This window comes from Furfurilactobacillus sp. WILCCON 0119 (assembly GCF_053471565.1).
In genome coordinates, this window is record NZ_JBPCCV010000001.1 from 452,852 (window position 1) to 474,042 (window position 21,191).

At 45.1% G+C, this 21,191-nt stretch carries 18 protein-coding genes; 6 read left to right on the forward strand and 12 right to left on the reverse strand.

What is annotated here, in order from left to right; genetic code table 11:
- Positions 1–83 precede the first annotated feature (83 nt).
- The 3 genes from ACRYI5_RS02425 (at position 84) to hisS (ending at position 3,503) form a co-directional block, all read left to right on the forward strand.
- Positions 84–1,373 (forward strand): APC family permease, encoded by a 1,290-nt coding sequence (locus tag ACRYI5_RS02425; RefSeq protein ID WP_448224148.1) that lies wholly within the window; start codon positions 84–86, stop codon positions 1,371–1,373.
- Between the two features lie 33 nt (positions 1,374–1,406).
- Positions 1,407–1,811 (forward strand): MerR family transcriptional regulator, encoded by a 405-nt coding sequence (locus ACRYI5_RS02430; RefSeq protein ID WP_448224149.1) that lies wholly within the window; start codon positions 1,407–1,409, stop codon positions 1,809–1,811.
- Between the two features lie 399 nt (positions 1,812–2,210).
- The gene (gene hisS, locus ACRYI5_RS02435; RefSeq protein ID WP_448224150.1) at positions 2,211–3,503 is read left to right on the forward strand and encodes a histidine--tRNA ligase; all 1,293 of its coding nucleotides are present in this window, start codon (positions 2,211–2,213) and stop codon (positions 3,501–3,503) included.
- A 71-nt stretch (positions 3,504–3,574) separates the two neighbouring features.
- Here the strand turns inward: hisS and speC are convergent, their stop codons facing one another.
- Both speC and ACRYI5_RS02445 read right to left on the reverse strand, forming a co-directional pair.
- The gene (speC, locus tag ACRYI5_RS02440; protein WP_448224151.1) at positions 3,575–5,752 is read right to left on the reverse strand and encodes an ornithine decarboxylase; all 2,178 of its coding nucleotides are present in this window, start codon (positions 5,750–5,752) and stop codon (positions 3,575–3,577) included.
- An 80-nt stretch (positions 5,753–5,832) separates the two neighbouring features.
- Positions 5,833–6,981, reverse strand: coding sequence for a BglG family transcription antiterminator (locus tag ACRYI5_RS02445; RefSeq protein WP_448224152.1), 1,149 nt, complete (start codon positions 6,979–6,981; stop codon positions 5,833–5,835).
- A 1,072-nt stretch (positions 6,982–8,053) separates the two neighbouring features.
- On the opposite strand from ACRYI5_RS02445, the gene hdcC reads away from it, so the two are divergent.
- Both hdcC and ACRYI5_RS02455 read left to right on the forward strand, forming a co-directional pair.
- Positions 8,054–9,514 (forward strand): histidine-histamine antiporter, encoded by a 1,461-nt coding sequence (hdcC, locus tag ACRYI5_RS02450; protein WP_448224153.1) that lies wholly within the window; start codon positions 8,054–8,056, stop codon positions 9,512–9,514.
- 151 nt (positions 9,515–9,665) lie between these two features.
- Positions 9,666–10,232, forward strand: a complete 567-nt coding sequence (locus ACRYI5_RS02455; protein ID WP_448224154.1) for a TIGR01440 family protein — start codon at positions 9,666–9,668, stop codon at positions 10,230–10,232.
- Positions 10,233–11,203: 971 nt separating this feature from the next.
- On the opposite strand, the gene ACRYI5_RS02460 is transcribed toward ACRYI5_RS02455, so the two are convergent.
- The 7 genes from ACRYI5_RS02460 to ACRYI5_RS02490 form a co-directional block, all read right to left on the reverse strand.
- Positions 11,204–11,656 carry a GNAT family N-acetyltransferase gene (locus tag ACRYI5_RS02460; protein ID WP_448224302.1) on the reverse strand — a complete coding sequence of 151 codons (453 nt, stop codon included), beginning with the start codon at positions 11,654–11,656 and terminating at the stop codon, positions 11,204–11,206.
- A gap of 103 nt (positions 11,657–11,759) precedes the next feature.
- Complete coding sequence (locus ACRYI5_RS02465; protein WP_448224155.1) at positions 11,760–12,368, reverse strand: response regulator transcription factor; 609 nt, start codon at positions 12,366–12,368, stop codon at positions 11,760–11,762.
- A complete protein-coding gene (locus tag ACRYI5_RS02470; RefSeq protein WP_448224156.1) occupies positions 12,368–13,516 on the reverse strand; it encodes a sensor histidine kinase in 1,149 nt (382 codons plus the stop codon). Before ACRYI5_RS02470 ends, ACRYI5_RS02465 begins: the two co-directional genes overlap by 1 nt.
- Positions 13,513–14,268 (reverse strand): ABC transporter permease, encoded by a 756-nt coding sequence (locus tag ACRYI5_RS02475; RefSeq protein ID WP_448224157.1) that lies wholly within the window; start codon positions 14,266–14,268, stop codon positions 13,513–13,515. The genes ACRYI5_RS02470 and ACRYI5_RS02475 overlap by 4 nt, the downstream gene beginning before the upstream one ends.
- Positions 14,265–15,149, reverse strand: a complete 885-nt coding sequence (locus tag ACRYI5_RS02480) for an ABC transporter ATP-binding protein (RefSeq protein ID WP_448224158.1) — start codon at positions 15,147–15,149, stop codon at positions 14,265–14,267. The genes ACRYI5_RS02475 and ACRYI5_RS02480 overlap by 4 nt, the downstream gene beginning before the upstream one ends.
- A 144-nt stretch (positions 15,150–15,293) precedes the next feature.
- Positions 15,294–16,502 (reverse strand): hypothetical protein, encoded by a 1,209-nt coding sequence (locus tag ACRYI5_RS02485; RefSeq protein ID WP_407881523.1) that lies wholly within the window; start codon positions 16,500–16,502, stop codon positions 15,294–15,296.
- A 142-nt stretch (positions 16,503–16,644) separates the two neighbouring features.
- The gene (locus tag ACRYI5_RS02490; RefSeq protein ID WP_407881522.1) at positions 16,645–17,193 is read right to left on the reverse strand and encodes a GNAT family N-acetyltransferase; all 549 of its coding nucleotides are present in this window, start codon (positions 17,191–17,193) and stop codon (positions 16,645–16,647) included.
- Between the two features lie 434 nt (positions 17,194–17,627).
- On the opposite strand from ACRYI5_RS02490, the gene ACRYI5_RS02495 reads away from it, so the two are divergent.
- A complete protein-coding gene (locus tag ACRYI5_RS02495) occupies positions 17,628–19,262 on the forward strand; it encodes a peptide ABC transporter substrate-binding protein (protein WP_448224159.1) in 1,635 nt (544 codons plus the stop codon).
- A gap of 87 nt (positions 19,263–19,349) precedes the next feature.
- On the opposite strand, the gene ACRYI5_RS02500 is transcribed toward ACRYI5_RS02495, so the two are convergent.
- The 3 genes from ACRYI5_RS02500 to thiD all read right to left on the reverse strand — a co-directional run bounded on the left by ACRYI5_RS02500 (position 19,350) and on the right by thiD (position 21,185).
- Positions 19,350–19,604: a hypothetical protein gene (locus ACRYI5_RS02500; protein ID WP_448224160.1), complete on the reverse strand. Its 255-nt coding sequence runs from the start codon at positions 19,602–19,604 to the stop codon at positions 19,350–19,352.
- Between the two features lie 107 nt (positions 19,605–19,711).
- A complete protein-coding gene (thiE, locus tag ACRYI5_RS02505; protein WP_407880458.1) occupies positions 19,712–20,353 on the reverse strand; it encodes a thiamine phosphate synthase in 642 nt (213 codons plus the stop codon).
- Complete coding sequence (gene thiD, locus ACRYI5_RS02510; protein ID WP_448224161.1) at positions 20,343–21,185, reverse strand: bifunctional hydroxymethylpyrimidine kinase/phosphomethylpyrimidine kinase; 843 nt, start codon at positions 21,183–21,185, stop codon at positions 20,343–20,345. Before thiD ends, thiE begins: the two co-directional genes overlap by 11 nt.
- Between the last annotated feature and the right edge of the window lie 6 nt (positions 21,186–21,191).

A 21,191-nucleotide genomic window follows, 5' to 3' on the forward strand; every position in this document is an offset into this window, starting at 1 on the left:
ACTTGGTGGTTATTATTTGTTGTCGTTTCACCAGCATGAAAGTTTTATAATCATAGATGATAAAAATACCGATAGACAGTGAGATGGTTAAATTGAAATCGAAGTTTGGATTATTAAGTGTTATTTTATTGGGAATTAATTCAATTATTGGATCCGGGATTTTTCTCCTTCCGGGTCAAGCAGAAGCGATGCTCGGACCTGCCAGCATTTTAGTGTTTGTTTTTGACATGTTGCTTATCGTGTCAATTGCCCTTTGTTACGCTGAAGATGCGACATATTTCGATGAAAATGGTGGTCCGTATCTTTACGCTAAGGCCGCGTTTGGCGATTTTGTTGGGTATGAAGTTGGTTTCAGTGTCTGGGCCATTAGCATTATTGCATGGGCGACCATGTCAACCGCGTTTACAACGGCGTTAGGCGCTATCTTCCCGGTTCTACAACAGCCCCTTTGGAAAGACGTGACGATCTTTGTTCTGTTAGGAACGTTGACGTTGATCAACATTTCTGGCGTAACGCTAACCAAGATGGTCAATGACATTGTGACCGTCGCAAAGCTGATTCCACTCATTTTATTCGTTGTTGTCGGGGTGTTCTTTATTAACGGCGCACACTTTACGCCGTTTGTCGTCACAACGACGAATTTCAACAACGCGTTTGGCTCGGCAGCAATTCTAATTTTCTATGCGTTTACTGGATTTGAGGCGATTGCGATTGCCGCACAAGAATTTCGAAATCCGCAACGAACAATCCCGGTTGCCATCATGGTTGTTCTGGGAGTTGTCGCCTTACTGTACATTGCGATTCAGGTCGTTTCAATCGGTGTGCTAGGCGGTCATCTTGCTGGTAACACGGCGCCAATTCAAACCGGGCTCGCTAAGATGTTGGGACCGGTGGGCACGACGATTGTTGCCGTTGGAACCATCGTCTCAATTTTGGGAATTGCCACGGCTCAATCGTTTTACTTGCCCCGAATCGGTGCCTCAATGGCCGATAATGGTGTCATGCCTAAAATTGTTGGTCGGCGTAACCGGCAGGGCGTGCCCGCTGTTGCAATGATCATTTCCTTCCTAATTGCTTTTCCGTTAGCAATTTCTGGGACGTTCCAAACGTTGGCGGCCATTTCAGTTGTCTCACGGTTTGCTCAATACATTCCGACCATTTTGGCTGTGCTTGTGTTCCGTCACCGTAAGCTCCATGCAAACGAAACGGCTTTCCGATTACCGTTCGGGCCAATTTTGCCCGTCACGGCCGTGCTTGTGAGTTTGTGGTTGTTATCAAAGGCAAGTGACTTCCAGTTAATGATGGGTCTTGGATGCCTTGTGATTGCCGTTCCGTTTTACTTTTTGAACCGTTACCTGAATCAGCGCGATTAAATAAAATTATTGATAAAGAGAGGGTGAATCGACGTGAATATCAAAGAGGCAAGTGAACAAACAGGTGTACCGGCAACGGCCATTCGTTATTATGAAAGCGAGTCACTCATTCCACCGATTGATCGGACACCAGCCGGGAATCGTGATATTGATGAGCGTATTTTACGGCGCATTAAGTTTGTCACGCAGATGCGGGCAGCAGGGATGACGATTGAAAACCTGCGGAAATATATTAATCTGTTTGATTCAGCTGCGGAGACCTCTGAGGAAGAGCGGGCATTGCTAACGGCGCAACTAGTTGAGATGGAACAAAAACGTGACGATCTGCAAACGGCGATCGATCACCTGCATGATAAGCTTGACCATTTTGATGAACACATGCAGGAAACACGGTTGGAACTGCACGCTATGGATCGTGAGCATAAAATGAAGCAGTAACGTGAATTTCTAATAAGCGTATGGTGTTTTTTAAACCGACTAAAAAGCGCTTTCAAAATTGTTGACTTTTGGCTAAATAGTTCTATTCTAAAGGTAGAGGTTATGAGTAGAGAAAAAGCTTTAATGTAAGTCATAGAGACCCAACGGCGGTGAAAGTTGGCATTTAAGGTGAATCACATCTACGAACCAAATTTGTGAAGACAATTAATTATTCGAGTAACAAATTTCGCGTGATTGCGTTAATAATCCTGAATCCTGGCGCTCGCGAACCAGGACTCACTGAGGTAACAGTTGTGAGGCTGTTATAAATTTGAGGTGGAACAGCGTTTTGGCGCCCTCCAAACTACTAATGTAGTTTGGAGGGCGCTTTTTTGTCACTTAGAAAAGGAGCTGTGGATAATGACTGAAGTAAGTTATCAAAGACCAAAAGGAACTACTGATATTTTGCCCGGAGAAATTGAAACGTGGGAGAAGTTGGAGGGCGTTGTTAGAACACTTTTCTCTAAGTATGGTTACCGCGGGATTCGGACGCCGATGTTTGAAGACTACAATGTTTTTGCAAGAAACGTTGGCGATACGTCAGACATTGTTGAAAAGCAAATGTATGATTTTGAAGATAAAGGGGGACGCAAAATTGCCCTTCGCCCAGAAGGGACTGCCGGAACCGTCCGGACATATGTTCAAAATAAGTTATTCGGCCCGGAATATCCGAAGCCATATAAGGTTTACTACATGGGCCCCATGTTCCGATATGAACGGCCTCAATCAGGGCGGCAGCGCCAATTTAATCAAATTGGCTGTGAAGCACTAAACAGTGAATCACCCCAAATTTATGTGGAAGTAATCGCAATGGCCTTGCAGTTTTTCAAAGAACTTGGGGTTAAGAATTTAAAACTGGTTATTAACTCCCTTGGAGATCAAGAGACACGAGAAAATTACCAAGCAGCTTTAATTGGGTATTTGGAACCGCACTATGACGAATTGAGTGATGATTCCAAGACACGGCTGTATAAGAATCCGTTGCGCGTCCTCGACAGTAAAGATGCAACTGACAAAAAGATTGTCGAAAATGCACCGTCAATTTTAGATTCACTAAGCGACTATTCAAAAGACTACTTTGAACAGGTTAAACGGTTGTTGGACGAATTAAACATTGAGTACGAAATCGATGCCGACATGGTTCGGGGGTTAGATTATTATACGCAAACGATTTTTGAAATCATGTCAGATGCAAGTTGCTTTGGTGGCGATTTTGTTACAGTTTGTGGCGGCGGGCGTTACGACGGGTTAATTTCACAGCTTGGCGGTCCAAACGAAGGTGGCATTGGCTTTGGTATGGGGGTAGAACGACTATTACTTCTCTTAAAGGAAGAAAATCCGGATTTTGCACCGAAAGCAACATTAGACGTTTTCTTTGCTTCAGCAGATGACGAGGGCGATAACCTCGCTTTCACCCTATTAAACAACGTTCGGTCTAAAGGAATTGCAGCGGATAAAGACTATCAGGGGATTAAAGTGGCCTCACAAATTAAGAGCGCGATTCGCCGCAACGCACGTTATTACGTTGTTTTGGGAACACGTGAAGCTGAGAGCGGCCAATTGGAATTGGTGCGTGCTGGTGTCAACAAGAAGAAAACGATTCAAGTAACAGATTTTCTGGCTGATCCAGGTCGCTATTTGAAGGAAGACTGAGTCGGTTAAATAATACGAAACAAGATCACATGAAAAAGAGGCGCCCATTTTTGGGCACCTCTTTTTGTAGATTAAGCGTTAGTGTCGTTTGGTTCGTAAACATAACCGTAGGCAACTTCCTGGCCGTTTTCTTCCTTATAATACATTCCTTGGACCTCTGTGCTAAAGCCTGGGAACTTGTTGGTCGATTCTTCCAAAACCTTAAAGTAATTTAGAATGGTTTGCGTCCAGCGTTCGCCTGGTGCGATGGCAAAAATTCCGGGTGGGTAAGGAATAATCCCTTCCACAGCGATTTTTCCTAAAATATCATCAAGGCGGACGAGCTTAACGTTATTCCGCCGGTATGCGGTGTCAGCTTCCTCTAGTGTCATCGCACGTTCTGGCAGATGTTCCTTGGTGAAAATGTCCTTTTGATATTTCTTGGCGTTATGCGTCTTGTAGAAGTCGTGGATTTCTTGGCAAAGCTGACGAATGGTGTAATTCCGGTAGCGGTCTTCGTGTTCTTTGTAAAGGTGAGGGAGGACTTCCTTTAGTGGGGCATCTGCTTTGATGTACTTTTCGAGTTTAAGAATTTGATCAACAAGGTTGTTCATCTTTGCGTCATCTTCAGCTGGCGTAATTAAGAAGAGAACGGAGTTTAAATCGTTCTTTTCGTTAATAATGCCGTGTTCATGCAGGAAGTGCGTCACGATTGAGCCAGGGATTCCAAAGTCTTCATAAGTGTCATTTGGAATGTCTAAGCCGGCTGTAACGAGCATGAGTTTATTGGGATCAATGAAATATTGCCCCTTACTGTAGCCGTCAAAACCATGCCAATTTTCATCAGGATCAAAGGCCCAGTATGCCTTGTCATCAACGATTTCTTGGTCGGCAGCGTCCTCCCATGGTTTTCCATGAACCATTGGTGGCACGAACGGGCGGATCATTGTCGCCTCACGAAGGAGCCGTTTACGGGCCCGAACGACCGTTAACATTGTATCATTCCACATTTTTTTACCGGTTGCGCCTTCCTGCATTTTTGCAGAGACATCAATTGAGGCAAAAATCCCGTAAAATGGTGAAGTCGAAGAATACTTCATAAAGGCATTGTTAAACTGTTTATGATTAATGTAGCGATGTTGACCCTTAAGGTGATGATCCTTTTTGAGGATTTGTGATGCTTGAGAAATCCCGGCTTGCTGTTTATGAATTGATTGGACGACCAATAAACCAGGATCTTCTGGTCCAAGATTAACCAGTAGTGGCGAGGTCTCTTTCATCATCGGGATAAATTGTTCGTAGCCTGCCCAAGCAGAATCAAAGAGAATGTAATCACATAAATGACCAATTTTATCAACGATTTGTTGGGCATTGGCCATCGTCCCGTCGTAAGTATCATGTTCAATGATGGCTAACCGGAAGGGACGTTTTTGATCCGCCTTTTCGGGGGCAACCTTCCGGATTTCTTCGCGAAGGGCTTGCTCGTTGTAACCAGCGTCTTTGATGCCACCAATGAGCCCGTAAGAATTATGGCTTGTCTCTAGATATACAGGGATCCCACCGTTCATGACGAGGGCATTGTTATAGGCTGATTTATGATTGTTTCGGTCGAAAAGAACCAGGTCGCCCTTGGTAACTGCCGCCGTGATGGCAATGTTATTGGACGTTGTTGATCCGTTTAGGACGAAATATGCTTTGTCAGCATTAAAGACTTTAGCAGCGTGCTTTTCTGCTTTTAGTGCGGCACCATCGTGAGTTAAAACATCTCCCAGACCATCTTCAGAGATTGAGACATCGGCGCGGAAGAAGCGTTCGCCATAAAAATCATAAAATTTTCGACCAACGGGTGACTTTAGATAAAACGCACCGCCTTGGTGGCCCGCACATTCAAATTGCCACGACCCTCGATTGACGACGGTGTTGAGCTCGTTAAAGAAGGGTGGCATTAAATTATCTTCGTATTCCTTAGCAGCGTGTTCAACTTCTCGAGTATAAATTTGTTTATTAAACGCGTTGTTTAAATCAATCAAATGATCTACAGAATCAAGATGTTGATTATTATCAAGACGATTTGTATCATGTGTCGCCAAGAAGACAGGAATCCCGAACGTTGTTTCTTTAACAACGTCTGCAATTTCCAATTCATTGTCTGTTAGAACAACCGCACCGATGTTGGTCCAGTCGTTAACAGATGTTACATCGACGACTTCCCGATCTGTTTGAACATAGTCTTTGATTTCAGGAGCCATAGCGATGATTAGTTTTGACATTGTTCTTGCTTCCTTTCAAATTGTTGCTGTATTAGAGGCATGAGGATCTTTTTAAATCTGTCGTTTAACATGTTGTGAAGCTACTGCACAGACGGTTTTGCTAGGTAGTTAGCTCTTTGGCGATAAATATCGACTAATTTCCAATAAATGGGTTCAATTTCTTCCTCGCGTGGAAGAACGGAGACGTACATGACCGGAATTTTGTGACCCACAATTGCCGTTGCTGAAACAACCATGTCGAAAGCGTTTAAGTTTATCTTTGATAATTCACTGGGAGAAATGAGAACCAGCTCGTTATTTTCTGGAAGGTTGTTTTTAAGGGCTAATAAAACGTATTGCGAAATTTCAGCCCCGGCGTGACAAACGACCAAAAGATGATTTTGCTTACGATGACGTTCCACGGCAACCAGGAAGTGAAGCGCTAATAACGAAACCTCATCATCGGAAAGTGTCACACGATAATGATTTTCTAAGGGGCTAGCAGCCATCTTAACCGTTTGGGCAATTAGTTGGTGATGATTAAAAATTTCAGATTTTAGCGGATCAGAAATGTGGAGACCTAAACTAAGTCGCGAAACCATTGGAATTAAGTGATAAATTGTAATCCTTAATAATTCGTTGTCGTCCCGAAAATTGACGCCAAGTGTTGTTTCAACCTGTTTGATTAATGAGTGTGCGGCCACCGTAAAATCATCTGTTGACGAAAGGGGATTAGACCGATCACTGATGCCAATACCGTGACCAAGCAACAGAAGCTGTAGAAACTTTAAATTTTCATCGGTAATCACAATGCCGGCATGGAGACGGCATGATTCAGTTAGGTTGCCGATGATCTTAGAGAGTTCAGCATCTGTTTGAAAATTAAAAACAGGGACTTGTCTTTGAGGCAGGGTGAGGTGCACCCCGTGCTTAACACGGTTCAGGAAAATCAATAACAATTCTCGTAACGATTTAGGTAAGTATTCATCCTGAACGTGTGCATCCTGAGCTGAACGATCATCGACAAAGTTAGATGTGATCTCAAAGATGGCGGTGCCAAAGAGTTCAAATAGTTGTGATTGCTCTAAACTAGAATGGGAAAGATAGGTGTCTAAGTATTCTTTGAAAGCCTGCTCAATTTTAATTTCATCCTCAAATGAACAAACTTGGCTAATCCGATCTGTTAAAGTAATCTTTCGTTGCTGTAAAAATGCGTTAATTGCATCAAAATCTTTTTTAATGGATTGCACTGAAACAAAGAAGGCTTCCGCATAGACCCGGTAACTTTTACGCTCGGAAAAAAGTAATTTCGTAAAAAGATAGAGGCGGCGATATTGAGGCGTGAATTTGGTGTCGTGATGACTGATGACGGTATTGTTTAAGTGCAACCGTAAATGCTGCTTTCTTTCGCTCGAACCAGTAATTAAAAAACCCTTACGAGGAATCTTTTCAAGCAGTAATCCGTAATCAGTTAAATAACGCTCAATGTCTTTGCTATGGTTATAAATTGTTTTTTTTTGAAACCCCAAGCGCATTGGCATAGAAGTCTGCGGATTGGTAGTTCGTTTCGGCAAGCATTAGGTTTAACAGATCTTTATCGTAATTAGTCATATTGTTCACTTACTCCACAGTTTATAGTTGGCTAGTTTGCCATTAAGTCGTCAGGCGGCGCGGTTGCATGTCTGAACTAATAGAACTGTTGAAGGACGCTTTTAAAGATAGATAAGTGACATACCACCGACAAAATTGATTAACCGAACTTGCTTAGCAACATGCAAAACGGGTTTGAGAAAACGCTTTAATGCTGCTCACGTGATTAATGTATCATGGTAAAATACACGTTTTTTTACCTTTACTTTCCGCATTTATTTCTACGTAAGTGTAAAGTTCTTGATTATTGATCAGGGCGAAAAGTCGTCAACAGGGCGGTTACTAAGGCTTTATAAACGATGGATTATCGTTTGAGCGAATTGAATTTAGTACAGTTAGCATTATTTTTAGGACTAGTACTGTACGCAAATTGTTAAGTGATTAAAATGTATATGTCATTGCTATTATGCTAAAAAAATATGACCGTGATCGAATAGATGAGCGGCCATTTAAATAAAATTTTTAATGATTTGAGAGAAGCACTTATTGCAGTGACAGAAGCAAAGCTACGCGTTAACTCACTGTGTGAAAACCGTCACGTTTTTCTTGCGACTTATTGACATTTAAAAATGGGCATGTTAGGTTTCCAAGCGAGAAAACGTTTTTAATTGCTGTCCACAATCTGATTTTTTTACTTAACTGGCCAATTTGGCTTTAAGGAGAATTTAGACTATGGACGAAAGCAATAAAAAAGCCCAAGCGGGTAAAATGGGCTTTGTCGGTTTAGTTGCGCTAACCGTTAGTGCAATGGTCGGTTCTGGGGTTTTTGATTTACCCAAAAATATGTCACAAGTTGCTGGGGTCAACGGGCAATTATTGGCATGGATCACAACCGGAATTGGGATTTGGTTTATCGCTGAGACCTTCGTTATTTTGAGTGATGTCAAACCAGATTTAACGGCTGGTCTTTATAAGTATGGTGAACAGGGATTCGGTGCGTTCACTGGTTTCTTCACCGCATGGGGTTACTTTGTCTGTGAATGTGCTGCCAACGCAGCCTATGCAGTCTTGACGATGAGTACCCTAGATTATTTCTTCCCAGGTCTCTTTACAGGTGGAAATAACTGGCCTTCAGTAATCGGAGCAACCATTCTAACGTGGTCCTTGACGGCCTTAGTTTTACGTGGTGTCGAGGTTTCTAGTACGGTTCAAAAGTACGCGACGGCGATTATGTTAGCCGTTGTGGTGGTTTTTGTTGTCACCGTTGCTGCCCATTTCAACCTGCATACGTTCACAACCAACGCGAATGCAACGCAGACCATTGCGGCCCGTGGTGATAAGCCAATGGGGAGTATCTGGCATCAATTGATGGCGACCATGATGGTTACGCTGTGGCTCTTTGGTGGTGTTGAAGGTGCTGTCGTAATGTCTGGGAAAGCCCGTGATCCAAAGCAAGTTCCTAAGGCAACAATCACCGGTTTTGTTATGTGTATGATTATGTATACGTTAGTCGGCATGCTGTCACTTGGTGTTTACTCATACGGTCAGCTGGCTAAATTAACGTCACCATCAACGGCGTACATCTTGACTAACTTGTGGCACAGTACCATCGGTCGTGACGTGATTACCGTTGCACTGCTGTTTGCCGTCTTTGCAAGCTGGATCTCATGGATTCAAATGTTAGCAGAGTTACCACAACACGCAGCTGCTGAAGATGGGTCATTCCCACGGGCGTTTGCGAAAGTTTCAAAAAATAATGTGCCAAGTTTTTCTGTTATTGTTGCGACGTGCGTGATTCAAGTTATCATCATCATTGCGCATTTCGACTTGAATGCTTATCAAATGCTATTAACGGTGGTTGGAACAATGACCGTGCCGCCGTACCTAATCTCTGAAATGTACTTGATCAAAATTAGTCGGAAAAAGGGTGAATTTGCAGAAGGCTCAAAACACAGTCAGTGGAAAGCATTGATCATCGCCTTATTGGCCTTTGCCTATACGTTGATCATGGCGGCTGCTGCTGGCCCACGATACATTGCAATTGCATTTATTGTCTATGCGTTAGGGATTCCAATCTACATGATTGCCAGAAAGCAGCATAATAAAGTGACCTTTACAAAACGTGAACTGATTTTTGCCGTTATTATTGTTCTTGTTGCGGTGTATGGGGTTTACGCTTTAATTGCAGGTTAATCATAACGACACTTGTACAATGAATTAATAACGTTTGCATATGTAAAATGACTGCTAATACAACAAATTAGAAATAATAAGGCCTTCAGAATCGTTGCTGATTTTGAAGGCCTTATTATACTTGAATGGCCTTAACTCGGGAGGGCAAAAGATGAATTTATTAATGATACGGCAGCAACTTGAACGGACATTGAGTGACTATTTCGAAACGGTCCAATTACCAGAGGGCAGTATTTTTGTTCTTGGTTGCAGTACGAGCGAAATTTGTGGTCGGTGGAAAGGGACAGAATCAAGCTTGGTGGTTGGGGAAACCGTCATTAAAACGCTACAGCCGTTTTTAAACAAGCGCCACATTAACTTAGCAGTTCAGGGGTGTGAACACATTAATCGAGCATTATTAGTTGAGCAAACGGTTGCGAAACAAAATGGCCTTGAGATTGTGTCTGTAAAACCGGCAATGTACGCGGGTGGAGGGGCACAAGTGGCAGCGTATCGCCACTTTAAAAACCCGGTTGAAGTGGAACATGTTGTTGCAGCAGGGGGACTTGATCTTGGCGGTACAGAGATTGGCATGCACGTTAAGTTTGTTCAAATTCCGGTTCGTTTAGCGCATCGTGAGGTGGGTGAGGCCCGAGCAGTTGGACTCTCATCACGACCAAAATTAATCGGTGGTGAACGGGCACAGTATTCATTTACGACGACAAACTTAGTGGAGTAGTCACGAAAACGTACAAATAATAACGATAAATCGGCAAGGTGGCTTCTGGACGGTCTTGCCGATTTTTGTTGATTATAGTGTTTCATTAAAATATTTGTTTTAATGAAAGTAGTCGACGATAATCTTCAGTAAACCGTTAATCTAAGCGGATTTTAGCAAATTAATGGTCCATTGACTTTGATTGAGATCGTTACTATTAGTGATATTTCCAAGGCTAAAGTTACTTGCGTTATAGTTTAAACACAGTAGCTGCTTAGATGTAAACAACGCATTTATTATAGTCATAGCAGCACTAAGATCATTTCAGCAGTTACATTACAGGATTACTTGACTGACTTAGATGAGTTGAGCGATCTAACGAGGTCGCATTAACGTTTGCTAGCACGTTGTGTGTCATTCGTGGCAATTATTGCTGATTTACTGTGTGGACTGTCATTGACTAGCTGATTAAACCAGTAACCGTTATCGGTGGCTACTTTGATCAGCTGAACTTGTTTGTAGCAATCGTTTGTAAACCAAGTAATCAGTGATTTGCTGCTGATTCAACCGCAGCGTTCATAAAGTGTATGGTTGATCAGTAATTTGGTTGATAGTAACTACAATGGCTAGCAGTTATTTAGCACTGATCTGGACTCATAAAATAGCCGCTAAAGCATATCTGGGTGCAGTAGCAAGCGAACGGAACAAATAACTGTTGGTCTGTTCTAAGCTCAGTGTCGTAGAAAGCGTCATGTGTTGTTGTTCAGCGTACACTGTTGTGCGTAAAGAATCACGTTGAACATGAGTAATGAACTAACATAAATAACCGTGTTAGGGGGTCGCTAGCTGCCGGGCTTGAACTTTATTCGTGTTCTAGTTTACATAATATATATTATCGAAAGTTATATTTTGAGACTTCTATTCTAGTAATCGTCCATGCTTCATAAAAAAAGCACAGACAAATTACTGTCTGTGCTTTGCTAAGGCATTACTCAGCTTAACGTTTTAACCAAGTTATACCAGTGTTCACCAGCATGATCAGATTCAGAGCGACCTTCGTTAACAAAGCCATGTGCTTCATAAAACGGAACCAAGCGTTCTAAACACGTTAATGTAACGGCCTTGCGCTTTGCTTTAGCCGCCAATGCAGTGAATTGTGTGAGCAGCTCACCAGCAATGCCATGACCCTGATAGTCAGGATGAACGGCGAGACTAAGAACTGTTTGATAATCATCAGTTTCTTGATTTGGCTGTGCTTGCTCGTAAAGTTCGTCAGTCAGGTACCGTTTTGTAAATGTCGGACCGACAATAAAGCCAACGACCTGTTGTTGATCGTCAGCCGCACGAGCCACTAAAAACGTATCATTTAACGTTATTAGCCGATCCTGCATGCTTGATTCAGTTGCTGCTTCTTCTTGGCTGAATCCCAAACGTTCAATGGTCATAATGGTCTGTAAATCAGTAGTTGTTGGATGGTTGTAGATAAATTCCAATGTAAACGCCCCTTTAATTAATACTACAATTGCGATTATAGCAGGTTATTGTTGCTTACAACCATTTGTTTTGTTCAGCGATTGTTAGTGCTTCCAAACGATTGTGGACACCAAGTTTGCTGAAGATAGCCGATAAATAATTGCGAACCGTTCCCTTTGATAAAAACACGGTTTCAGCGATGGCCGCCGTTGATTGACCAGTCCGCGCGGCCTTTAAAACAGCAAGTTCTTGTTCCGTTAATGGATTCTGCTCAGCTGCATACATGCCCCGCACTAATTCTGGATCATAGACCGTTTGACCGTCCATGATGTCATGAATGGCACCAACGAGGCGCTCACTTGGGCTGTCCTTTAGAAGGTACCCCATGACCTGTGCGGCCACAGCACGTTGAAAATAGGACGGCTGCGCAAAGGTCGTTAAAATTAAGACGCGGGTCGCCCGTTGGTTCACTGTTTGAAGCTGCTCTGCTACGTCTAATCCAGTTAACCCCGGCATTTCAATGTCTAAAATGGCGATGTCTGGTTGCAACTGGTTGATTTCTGCAAGTGCGGTTTTTCCATCTTCCGCGCTCCCAATCACATCTAAATCTGTTTCTAAGTTTAAAATCGTGGTTAACGCTGAATTCAACATTGCTTGATCTTCAGCGAGATAAAGGTTGATCATTACACGGCGCCTTCTTCCTGGTTGCGGTTAAACGTCACGGTTAGCGTTGTCCCTTGTGGTGATGTTTCGATGGTTAACTGACCACCTGGCAATTGCGCAATTCGTTGTTTCATTCCACTGATTCCTGAGCTGTTTTCTCGGCGATCCTTGAAGCCATTACCATTATCACGAATGAGAACTTGAGTAGTTGTGTCTGTTTCTGAAAAGATCAACCAGCAATGGTTTGCATGGGCATGACGAATCATGTTCGTGATTGCTTCTTGAATGATGGCACCAACAACTAGCTGGGCCGGACGTGACCATTGCTGACTGAGACGTTCATTTTTAGTCAACAACGTAATGCCAGCTGTCGCCAAATTATCAGATTGTTGCAATAGGGTCTCAGCAATCGTTGGCTGACGCAAGTTGTTGACGATATCACGAACCAGTTGCAGGTTATTTCTGGAGGCCCGCTCAACATCTGCAAGTTGCGCGTCGACCTGGTCTGGGGCGACCGTTAATAACTTGCGTGCCAGATCAGTTTTTACTGTAATCATTGAAAACGACTGTCCTAGAGTATCATGGAGATCCTGCGCAATTCGTTTCCGTTCGTGCTGCTGGATCACCGTGATCAACCGGTCATTTGTCTGCTGCAACTGATGTGAATGATCCAGTGAGTGTGAGACAGATAGTGCGGCTAATGGTGGTCCCAGAATAAAGGCCATTAAGATCACCGTTGTCATTCCGGTTCCTAACCCCAGGTGATCGGTATTTTCTTTCCACCAAATCGGTTCAATGAGAATGGTTGCAATTGCCAAAAAGGTCGCACCATAGTACGCGGTGAAGTACCGCCAACGACTTGTTTTCGCTAATGGGACCGTGCCAACCAAGGCTGCCGTATAGACGAAAATCGGTAAGTAGTGCTCAACAGCCGCAAAGTAATAGCAAATGAGTAATTGTCCGCCAATCGCCCACGGCAACCAATGTGAGGGTTCAAAACTGTGCCGATAGAACAAAATAAAGGCCAGTAACAGGAGCGGTGTGACCAGTTGGTGCCACCCACCCGCTTTCAGAACGATGGCCAGTGGGTAGCCCAAAAAGAGGAGTGCAAAGTAAGGGTAAACCCCGTAGCGTCGGGGAAATAAAATGTTATCCGTTAAAAATTTCATGCTTGAAAACGCTCATCGCGACGAAGATGACCAAGGCCCCATAAAATAATGCCAGAAATAGCGACCCAGAATAAGAGAATCAAAAGCCACGAGCCCTTTACGGTTGTTGAATTAATTGCTGACTGCAATAAGCGATTGACCGCGTAAGTTGGCATGAGTTTACCAATGTGTTGCATCCAGTCTGGTAAGATGCTAAGCGGCCACCATAGGCCACTTGTGATGGCCATTGGAAAGACGATGAAGTTGCATAATGCATTCACGGTACTGGACCGCCCCGCACGGGAAACAACCCCACCAAGCAGCATCAAGGGAATTGCACCCAGTAACGCCCAGCATAAAACTAATTCGGAAGCTTTCCAGGATAATGAGGCGTGATTAACTGTAACCGCAAGGCATTCAATGACCACAACAGACAGCACGTTCATTAATGTCATGGCCACAATTAAGCCACCGTAATAGGCGGACTTTTTTGCTGGTGTAATGGCTAACAGTGTTGGCACATTTTCAGACTGATCCTCAACAAGCACGTTTGCAAAGCTAAAAATCATGCTAATGAGCACACTGTAAACGATCATGCTCGTCATGTACTGTAAGGCCATTTGTTTTGCAACCGTCCCTGACCCCTGAATGAAGATCTTCGTGAATAACAGGTAGAAGCCAGCGGGCATCGCCAATGAAAAGAACAAGAAGCCCAGATTTCGGAAAAGTTCGCGCCGGATCGATAATCGTGTTTGGATCAAGAATTGAGTCATGCTGGTTCACCTGCTTCAACAATTGTTTTAAAAATGGTTTCTAGTGACATTGGGGTGATTGTTAAATGTTGCATGTCAGCCAACAGTTTTTGGTGATCAATCAGCCACTGGTCACCATTTGTTACCTGCAAATGAACGGTGGTCCCCGCTTTTTGACTGGCGGTGACTAAATCTGACTGGGTGAATTTTTCGAGTGGTAACGGTGTCGTAAACGTAATTTCAACCCCACGATACCGCGTTTTAAGGTCGATCATTGTCCCATCGTAAATAAAGGCACCGTGCGCCATGATGATGACACGATCTGCAACGGCTTCGATTTCTTCTAAATAATGACTCGTCATAAAAATTGTTTTACCCTGTTGTTGAAGGTGCTTGATTTGGTCCCAGAACGCATTCCGAGCCAAAACGTCCATGCCAACCGTGGGTTCATCTAAGAAAATAACGTCAGGATTTCCGGCAATGGCCATCCCAAAAGCCAATCGCCGACGTTGACCGCCAGATAATGCGCCCATGCGATGATGGGCCACTTCGGTCAAATTCGTTGTCGTTAACAACTCAGACACCGTCACTGGATTTGGGTAAAAACTGGTCACCAGTTGTAAGGCTTCATCAACATTGCTGTTTTTCATGGTTACATTTTCTTGCAACATGGCACCGATGCGCAACCGCCCTTCGGCACTGCCGGGGGCTTGGTTAAATACGGTTAACGTCCCGGTAGTGGGGTGTTGCAACCCTAAAATCATGTTAATTAAGGTCGTCTTCCCGGCCCCATTCTCCCCGACAAGCCCAATCAGCTCCCCTTCGTTGACCGTGAGTGAAACATCATTGACCGCGGTCGTCTTGCCATAACGTTTTGCAACATGCTGTGTTTCAATTATCATGTTGAACGCTCCTTTTTCAAATTAACCCTAGTTTATTCTGTCATGAGTTGAATTACCATCATTTCAGCTAACTTAGTGACAACTGTCAGGCCGCAAAAAAAGGCCTCCGTTAGCACGGAACCCCTTTTGCTGGTTCATTAATTGTTAACGGCCTGACTGGAACAACCGGCGCCACCAAGAAACATGGGCTTGTGCCTTCGCCGCATTATTAGCAACGCGGGAACTCGAATGCCGCATGCTGTGTCGGGCACCACGTTTGGCCTCAGCCATTTGTCGTGTCGCGATACTAATTGCCCGCAGGTCTTCCCTACGAACCGGAATCGTCATATCCGTCGCGCCGCTTTGCGGACGCACCACCTCAGGGAAAACCTGTAACGTTGGGTGCAGGGTGGCTGTTGAGCCATTGACCTCGAAGCTAAGCGTGACGTTATAGGTTCCTGGGATGTTGTGATCAGCCGTTGAATCATTATAGTGCATCTCGGTCCATCGTGTTCGATCCCGACCGTACTGGTCTTGCGCTACCGCAACGTACCGGTTGGGAATTGGATCACCATCACCGACAATGGTCATTTGGTTGTGGGCGGTAAACTTAAAGATGTTTTGATACGCGGTCAGATTGATTCGTTTGCCGTGATCGGTATACCGAATTTGAACCGGGTAACGACCAGCCTGTGTCCAATCCACCGCTGACATATCAATGATTGCCTTGGCACTGTCGATTTGTTCACCATTGGCATTGACCAGTGTCTTAATGAACCGCGCTGGGTTAGTCCGGGGACCGTTAACGTACGTTGTCTGGTTGGCGGTCTCAACCGTCACAAAGTTATCAATGATACGTAACACCTGGTGTGCGCCCGCCGTGACGCCATTTACTGTATACGTCACCATTGCACCATAGGTACTGTTTACAAGCAACGTCTTTGGCGTTTCGTCAAACGTAACGCCCAGTTCGCCGTGTTGCCCTGGATCCGTCAATTCACGAACAAATGACCGGTCTAACGGCAAATCTTCACCAGCATGAATAACGACATCTTGGCCGTTAAACGAAAAAATGTGAAGGTGTGCGGTTGCTGTCACCGTTCGTCCTGGGTTCGTATACCGTAAATTAACGCGGTAGTCATCCGGTTTTGTCCAGTCAACGTTTTTAAGGTCCACCTCGACCAGGCGTGGATCAACTGGGCGGCCAGTTGCGTCATACACCGCCTTGACAAAGCTCGTTTTCTGTAACCGTGGTCCACCAACGTACGTGGTCCGATCTTGAGCAATGACCGTTGCCCGGTTCGTAATTACCCGTAACTGGTTATTTTGTTTTTCTTCTGCTTGACCCTTACGATTACGATGCGGATTGATCATCTGCTCACCTCCTTAGTGATTTTCACAGCACGTTGGCATGCGACTCTAACAAAATATTAATTTTTCTTAAATCCATTGTACCTAAATTGAATCCTGTTGAACAGATTTAAACATTGCGAAAACGACTAACTGATGGGCCTGCTTAGCTCCGTGCTTCCCATTCTGATTCCAGCATGGAATAGGTGGCGAGACTCTGGAACGTGTCGTTGATCAGAACGTGATCCCGAAGTGTCCCGTCAAAATGCATGTTTAACCGTTCAGCAACGGCTTGACTAGCTTTGTTATTGACATCGGCGTTTAAGATGATCTTGTGTAGATTCAATTCATCAAATCCAATCGTAAGTAACCGATCAACGGCCCGTGTCATTAGTCCCTGGCCCTGGTAGCGTGAACTGAGCCAGTAGCCAATCTCAGCATGCGCATTGTTTGAATCAATGTTATGTAGATCAATACTACCAACCGCGTGACCATCGATCACCAGCGTCAACGGCAGCATCTTGCCATCTGCAAACTGATGACGCGCATGGTTAATAAAGCCAGTTTCGTCATCAACGGACTGCATGTCGTTTGCCCATGCCAGCCACTTACTAAATTCGGCACGGTCTTCGTCGATCCATGTATATAATTTATCCGCGTCCTCTTCACTGATCAATTTTAAAGCTAGGTGTTCGTCCAATTGATGTGTAAACATAGCGTCCATCCTTTATTTTCGTTTCGTCACTCTTTAATAATTTACCATAAGTTGCGCCAAAAAACGGAATCTTTTCGACAGGTTTTATAAAATAATTGGTTGACAGATGAATTATGAGTGGCGTATCTTAATTGGCAATGAATAAAAGACAGTTTAAACGAAAGGAATTCATCAACATGCAATTTTCTAACGTTCAGTTGAATACTTGGCAAAGCTGGTAATCAGGTTGCGTAACCGCCGTTAGAAACGGATGCAATCTGAGTGTGATACTCGATTGTATCCGTGCCGGCGTCTTTTGATGAGTTTTTTTGATCATCAAGTCTGCATGGGTCATAAACCCGCGGACTTGGTGATTTTTTTATTGCCAAAGACAGTCCTCGGGGGCTGTCTTTTTTTCAGGCATTGAAAATTTTGATTCTAAACGAGGTTGACTTATGTCACGAATGAAACGCTCTGCCATCACTGTGGGTTTACTGCTCACCTTAACGTTGACCCTGGCCGCTTGTGGCCAGCATCGAACCGCAGATCAACACACACTAAACGTTACTGAACAGACTGAAATGCTCTCCCTTGATCCGTCCAAGGCAACGGATAACACGTCACTGACAGCGCTAGCAAACTCCGATGAAGGGCTCTACCGAATCGGTAAAAACAATACACCACAACCAGCGCTGGCCGCTAAAACAACAGTTTCAAAAGATGGTTTGAACTGGACCATCACACTTCGTAAAAACACAAAATGGTCCAATGGTGATCCCGTCACCGCAGCCGACTTTGTGTACGCATGGCAGCGAACCAACGACCCGAAAACGGCCGGTCAATACGCTTACTTATTCAGCGGTGTGAAAAACGCTGATGAAATCCAGGCCGGCAAAGCCCCCGTTTCGAGTCTTGGGATTCAGGCCGTTGGTTCCGATAAGCTGAAAATCACCCTCACAAAGCCAATTCCCTACTTTAAGCTACTTCTCGGGTTCCCCGTTTTCTTCCCGCAAAATGAGCGGGTCGTTAACGCACAGGGAAAGCACTACGGCCTTTCAGCAAATGCTCAAGTTTACAACGGGCCGTTCACCATTAAGGGCTGGACCGGGACGAACCCAAAGTGGACACTGGCACGTAATAGCCAGTACTGGGATCGACGGCACGTCAAGCTACAAAACATTCATTTTGCAGTTGTAAAGGATGCAAGTACTAGTTTGAACCTCTACAACTCCGGGGCAACGGACCTGACAACGTTGAGCAGCAGCCAGGTCGCAAATGAAAAAAGCAATCCCGCTTATCACTACCGGGCTGGTTCCGCCTCTGCGTTCATTGGATTAAATCAAACGACCAAATCCCCACTTCAGCAGCTGGCCGTGCGGCAGGCGTTATCGCTAGCCATTAATCGAAAGCAACTCACAAACGACACCCTTCAGGATGGCTCCACGCCAGCAACCGGGTTAACACCAGCAAAACTGATGCAAAATCCCCAAACGGGAGCCGATTTTGCCAAGGAAACCAGTGTTAAAGCCGTCACCACAGCCGACATGGCGAAAGCAACGCGCCTTGCCCGGGCCGGGCTAAAAGCGAGCGGTCAGTCCGCGTTGACCATTAACTTGCTAGCAAACGATACCGGCAATAGTAAACAGGTTGCTGAGTACCTTCAGTCACAATGGAATAAACTTCCGGGCATTACCGTGCACATTCAGACGGTGCCCTTAAAGGCGCAGTTAAGTGCCATTACGACCGGCAAGTATCAAGCTGCTGTTCTAAGCTGGAGCGGTGATTACAATGATCCGGAAACGTTCTTATCACTCTTCCAAAGCACAAACCATCAAATTGCGGCTAAATGGACAGATAAGACGTTTGATCAAGCAATGGATCAAGCGGCTGGAAGTGACGCTAACAACGCTCAAAAACGCTATCAGGACCTCAAAACGGCACAAACAACGTTGACGCGTGATTTAGGCGTGATCCCACTTTACTGGGGATCCAGTGTGGGCGGTACCTTACAACGAAGCAATCTCCATGGGCTGGTCTATAATACCGCCGGCGTTAACTACAATTTCAAAAATGTAACCTTGAGTAAATAAGACCACAAGTTAGTTAACGGCGACTGACCAATCAAAAAGGACTGTATTCCCAGAAATTCAGGAATGCAGTCCTTTTTGATTGGTCTATTAATGACTCGCTGATTCAGCGTTATCAGCGGCCGCCCGGGCCTTTGTCTGTTTTTGGATGCTTACCCTGCGGTAGCAAACTAAAAAGATGATGTCCGTCAAAATCATGGCAAGAATCCCCCAAATGAACGAACCGTTAAATTGGAATGGTAAGAGGACCCCTACTAAAAGTCCGATGATGATCCCGGTCACTGCCATCACCCACGCGATGTTGGTTGGCATGGCCGGATTGATTGGTTTTGGTCGTTTCTGCATGATGTTCTCCCCAGTAAACTAATTAATTGCTATTAGTGTAGGCCTCGGCGTGAGAAAAATGCAATCTTTTCCCGTTGGTTTAGCGAGAGTTTAATGTTTTTCGCCGCTTAGCTAAATGTTTCCAGCAGGTCGTGGGCTGCCGCAGTGATGTTGGGCGCCTGGGTGAGTAAACTGATAACAGCGGCGCCGGCGACACCTGTCCTGGCCACTGCTTGGTAATTAGCTTGCGTAAGGCCACCAATCGCAACAATGGGGCGGCGACTTGCCTGAACTAAGGCCGTTAACCCGGTTAATCCAATGGCTGGATCCGCATCTGCTTTTGATTGCGTTGGAAAAATGGGCCCACTACCAATGTAGTCAACTGCCGCCAACGTGTTTGCGGTGCGAACTTGAGCCAATGTATGGCACGAATAGCCGATGATCATGTCGGGAACGGCGGCAATGACCGCCTCGATGCGTTGATCCGTTTGACCGACGTGGATCCCGTCCGCATGGAGCGTTTGGGCTAAGTCAACGTCATCATCAACAAAAAACGGAATGCTGGCCGTTTGGCATTGTGCCCGGAGCTGTTCCCCCAACGTTAATCGGGCTGTTCCTGTTAGTGCACCAGGTCCCTTTTCACGGTACTGAAAAGCAGTGATTCCCCCGTCGATTGCCGCTGCCAACTGATCTGGCAAGGTTTGACCAGCTGGGACATCTTGTGATCCAGCCACAAAGTACGCCGTTAATTGCTTTGCGTTAAAGTTCATTGTGCCCCTCCTGCTCATCAATGGTGGCCCAATGATTCAATGGTCCGTGACCATGACCCACCGTAATCCCGTCTGTTATGGTCGCCGTGACGAATTGCTTCCCGGTGCGAATGGCAGTTTCAATGCTGGCCCCCTTCGCAAGTTCAGCGGTGATGCAGGCTGAGAGTGTGTCGCCAGTCCCGTGTGTCCTGATCGTCTCGATGCGCGGCGCGCTAAGCCAAAAAGACCGGCCGTTTTCTAACAGCACAAAATCGCGAACCTGATCACTATTTGCTTCGTGACCCCCTTTAATAATAACGTTGGCGGTCCCACGCGTTTGTAACTGCTCAGCGGCTCGTTGCATGTCCTGATCAGTCGTTATCGTCATGTTGGTTAAGGCCATTGCTTCAGGAAGATTTGGTGTGACGATGGTCGCAAGTGGCAGTAGCTCATCACGAACCACAGCAATTGCATCGTCACTAAGCAACGGTGCGCCCCCTTTAGCAATCATTACGGGGTCCACGGTTAACGGGCCAAAGTCGTAGCGCTTCAGGTTCGTCACCACCGTTTTAACCCGCGTAACGTCAGCGAGCATACCCGTTTTACAGGCTTTAATGGCGAGATCCGCTGCTAAACTAGCAAATTGCGCATCAATAATTTTTGGTGGCAGAGAAAACGCATCCTGCACCCCGAGCGTATTTTGAGCAGTAATGGCAACAAGAACAGTCGTTGCGAAGGTTTTTCGCGCCTGCATGGTCTTTAGATCTGCCTGCATCCCAGCGCCGCCGCCAGAATCAGAGCCAGCAATGGACAGTGCTTGTGGGTATTGGTCATCGTGATCAAATGCGTTCATAACGTG

Coding starts and splice junctions, on each gene's coding strand:
- ACRYI5_RS02425 (WP_448224148.1), top strand. CDS start 84: ATGGTTAAATTGAAATCGAAGTTTGGATTATTAAGTGTTATTTTATTG.
- hisS (WP_448224150.1), top strand. CDS start 2,211: ATGACTGAAGTAAGTTATCAAAGACCAAAAGGAACTACTGATATTTTG.
- speC (WP_448224151.1), bottom strand. CDS start 5,752: ATGTCAAAACTAATCATCGCTATGGCTCCTGAAATCAAAGACTATGTT.
- hdcC (WP_448224153.1), top strand. CDS start 8,054: ATGGACGAAAGCAATAAAAAAGCCCAAGCGGGTAAAATGGGCTTTGTC.
- ACRYI5_RS02455 (WP_448224154.1), top strand. CDS start 9,666: ATGAATTTATTAATGATACGGCAGCAACTTGAACGGACATTGAGTGAC.
- ACRYI5_RS02460 (WP_448224302.1), bottom strand. CDS start 11,656: ATGACCATTGAACGTTTGGGATTCAGCCAAGAAGAAGCAGCAACTGAA.
- ACRYI5_RS02465 (WP_448224155.1), bottom strand. CDS start 12,368: ATGATCAACCTTTATCTCGCTGAAGATCAAGCAATGTTGAATTCAGCG.
- ACRYI5_RS02470 (WP_448224156.1), bottom strand. CDS start 13,516: ATGAAATTTTTAACGGATAACATTTTATTTCCCCGACGCTACGGGGTT.
- ACRYI5_RS02475 (WP_448224157.1), bottom strand. CDS start 14,268: ATGACTCAATTCTTGATCCAAACACGATTATCGATCCGGCGCGAACTT.
- ACRYI5_RS02480 (WP_448224158.1), bottom strand. CDS start 15,149: ATGATAATTGAAACACAGCATGTTGCAAAACGTTATGGCAAGACGACC.
- ACRYI5_RS02485 (WP_407881523.1), bottom strand. CDS start 16,502: ATGATCAATCCGCATCGTAATCGTAAGGGTCAAGCAGAAGAAAAACAA.
- ACRYI5_RS02490 (WP_407881522.1), bottom strand. CDS start 17,193: ATGTTTACACATCAATTGGACGAACACCTAGCTTTAAAATTGATCAGT.
- ACRYI5_RS02495 (WP_448224159.1), top strand. CDS start 17,628: ATGTCACGAATGAAACGCTCTGCCATCACTGTGGGTTTACTGCTCACC.
- ACRYI5_RS02500 (WP_448224160.1), bottom strand. CDS start 19,604: ATGCAGAAACGACCAAAACCAATCAATCCGGCCATGCCAACCAACATC.
- thiE (WP_407880458.1), bottom strand. CDS start 20,353: ATGAACTTTAACGCAAAGCAATTAACGGCGTACTTTGTGGCTGGATCA.
- thiD (WP_448224161.1), bottom strand. CDS start 21,185: ATGAACGCATTTGATCACGATGACCAATACCCACAAGCACTGTCCATT.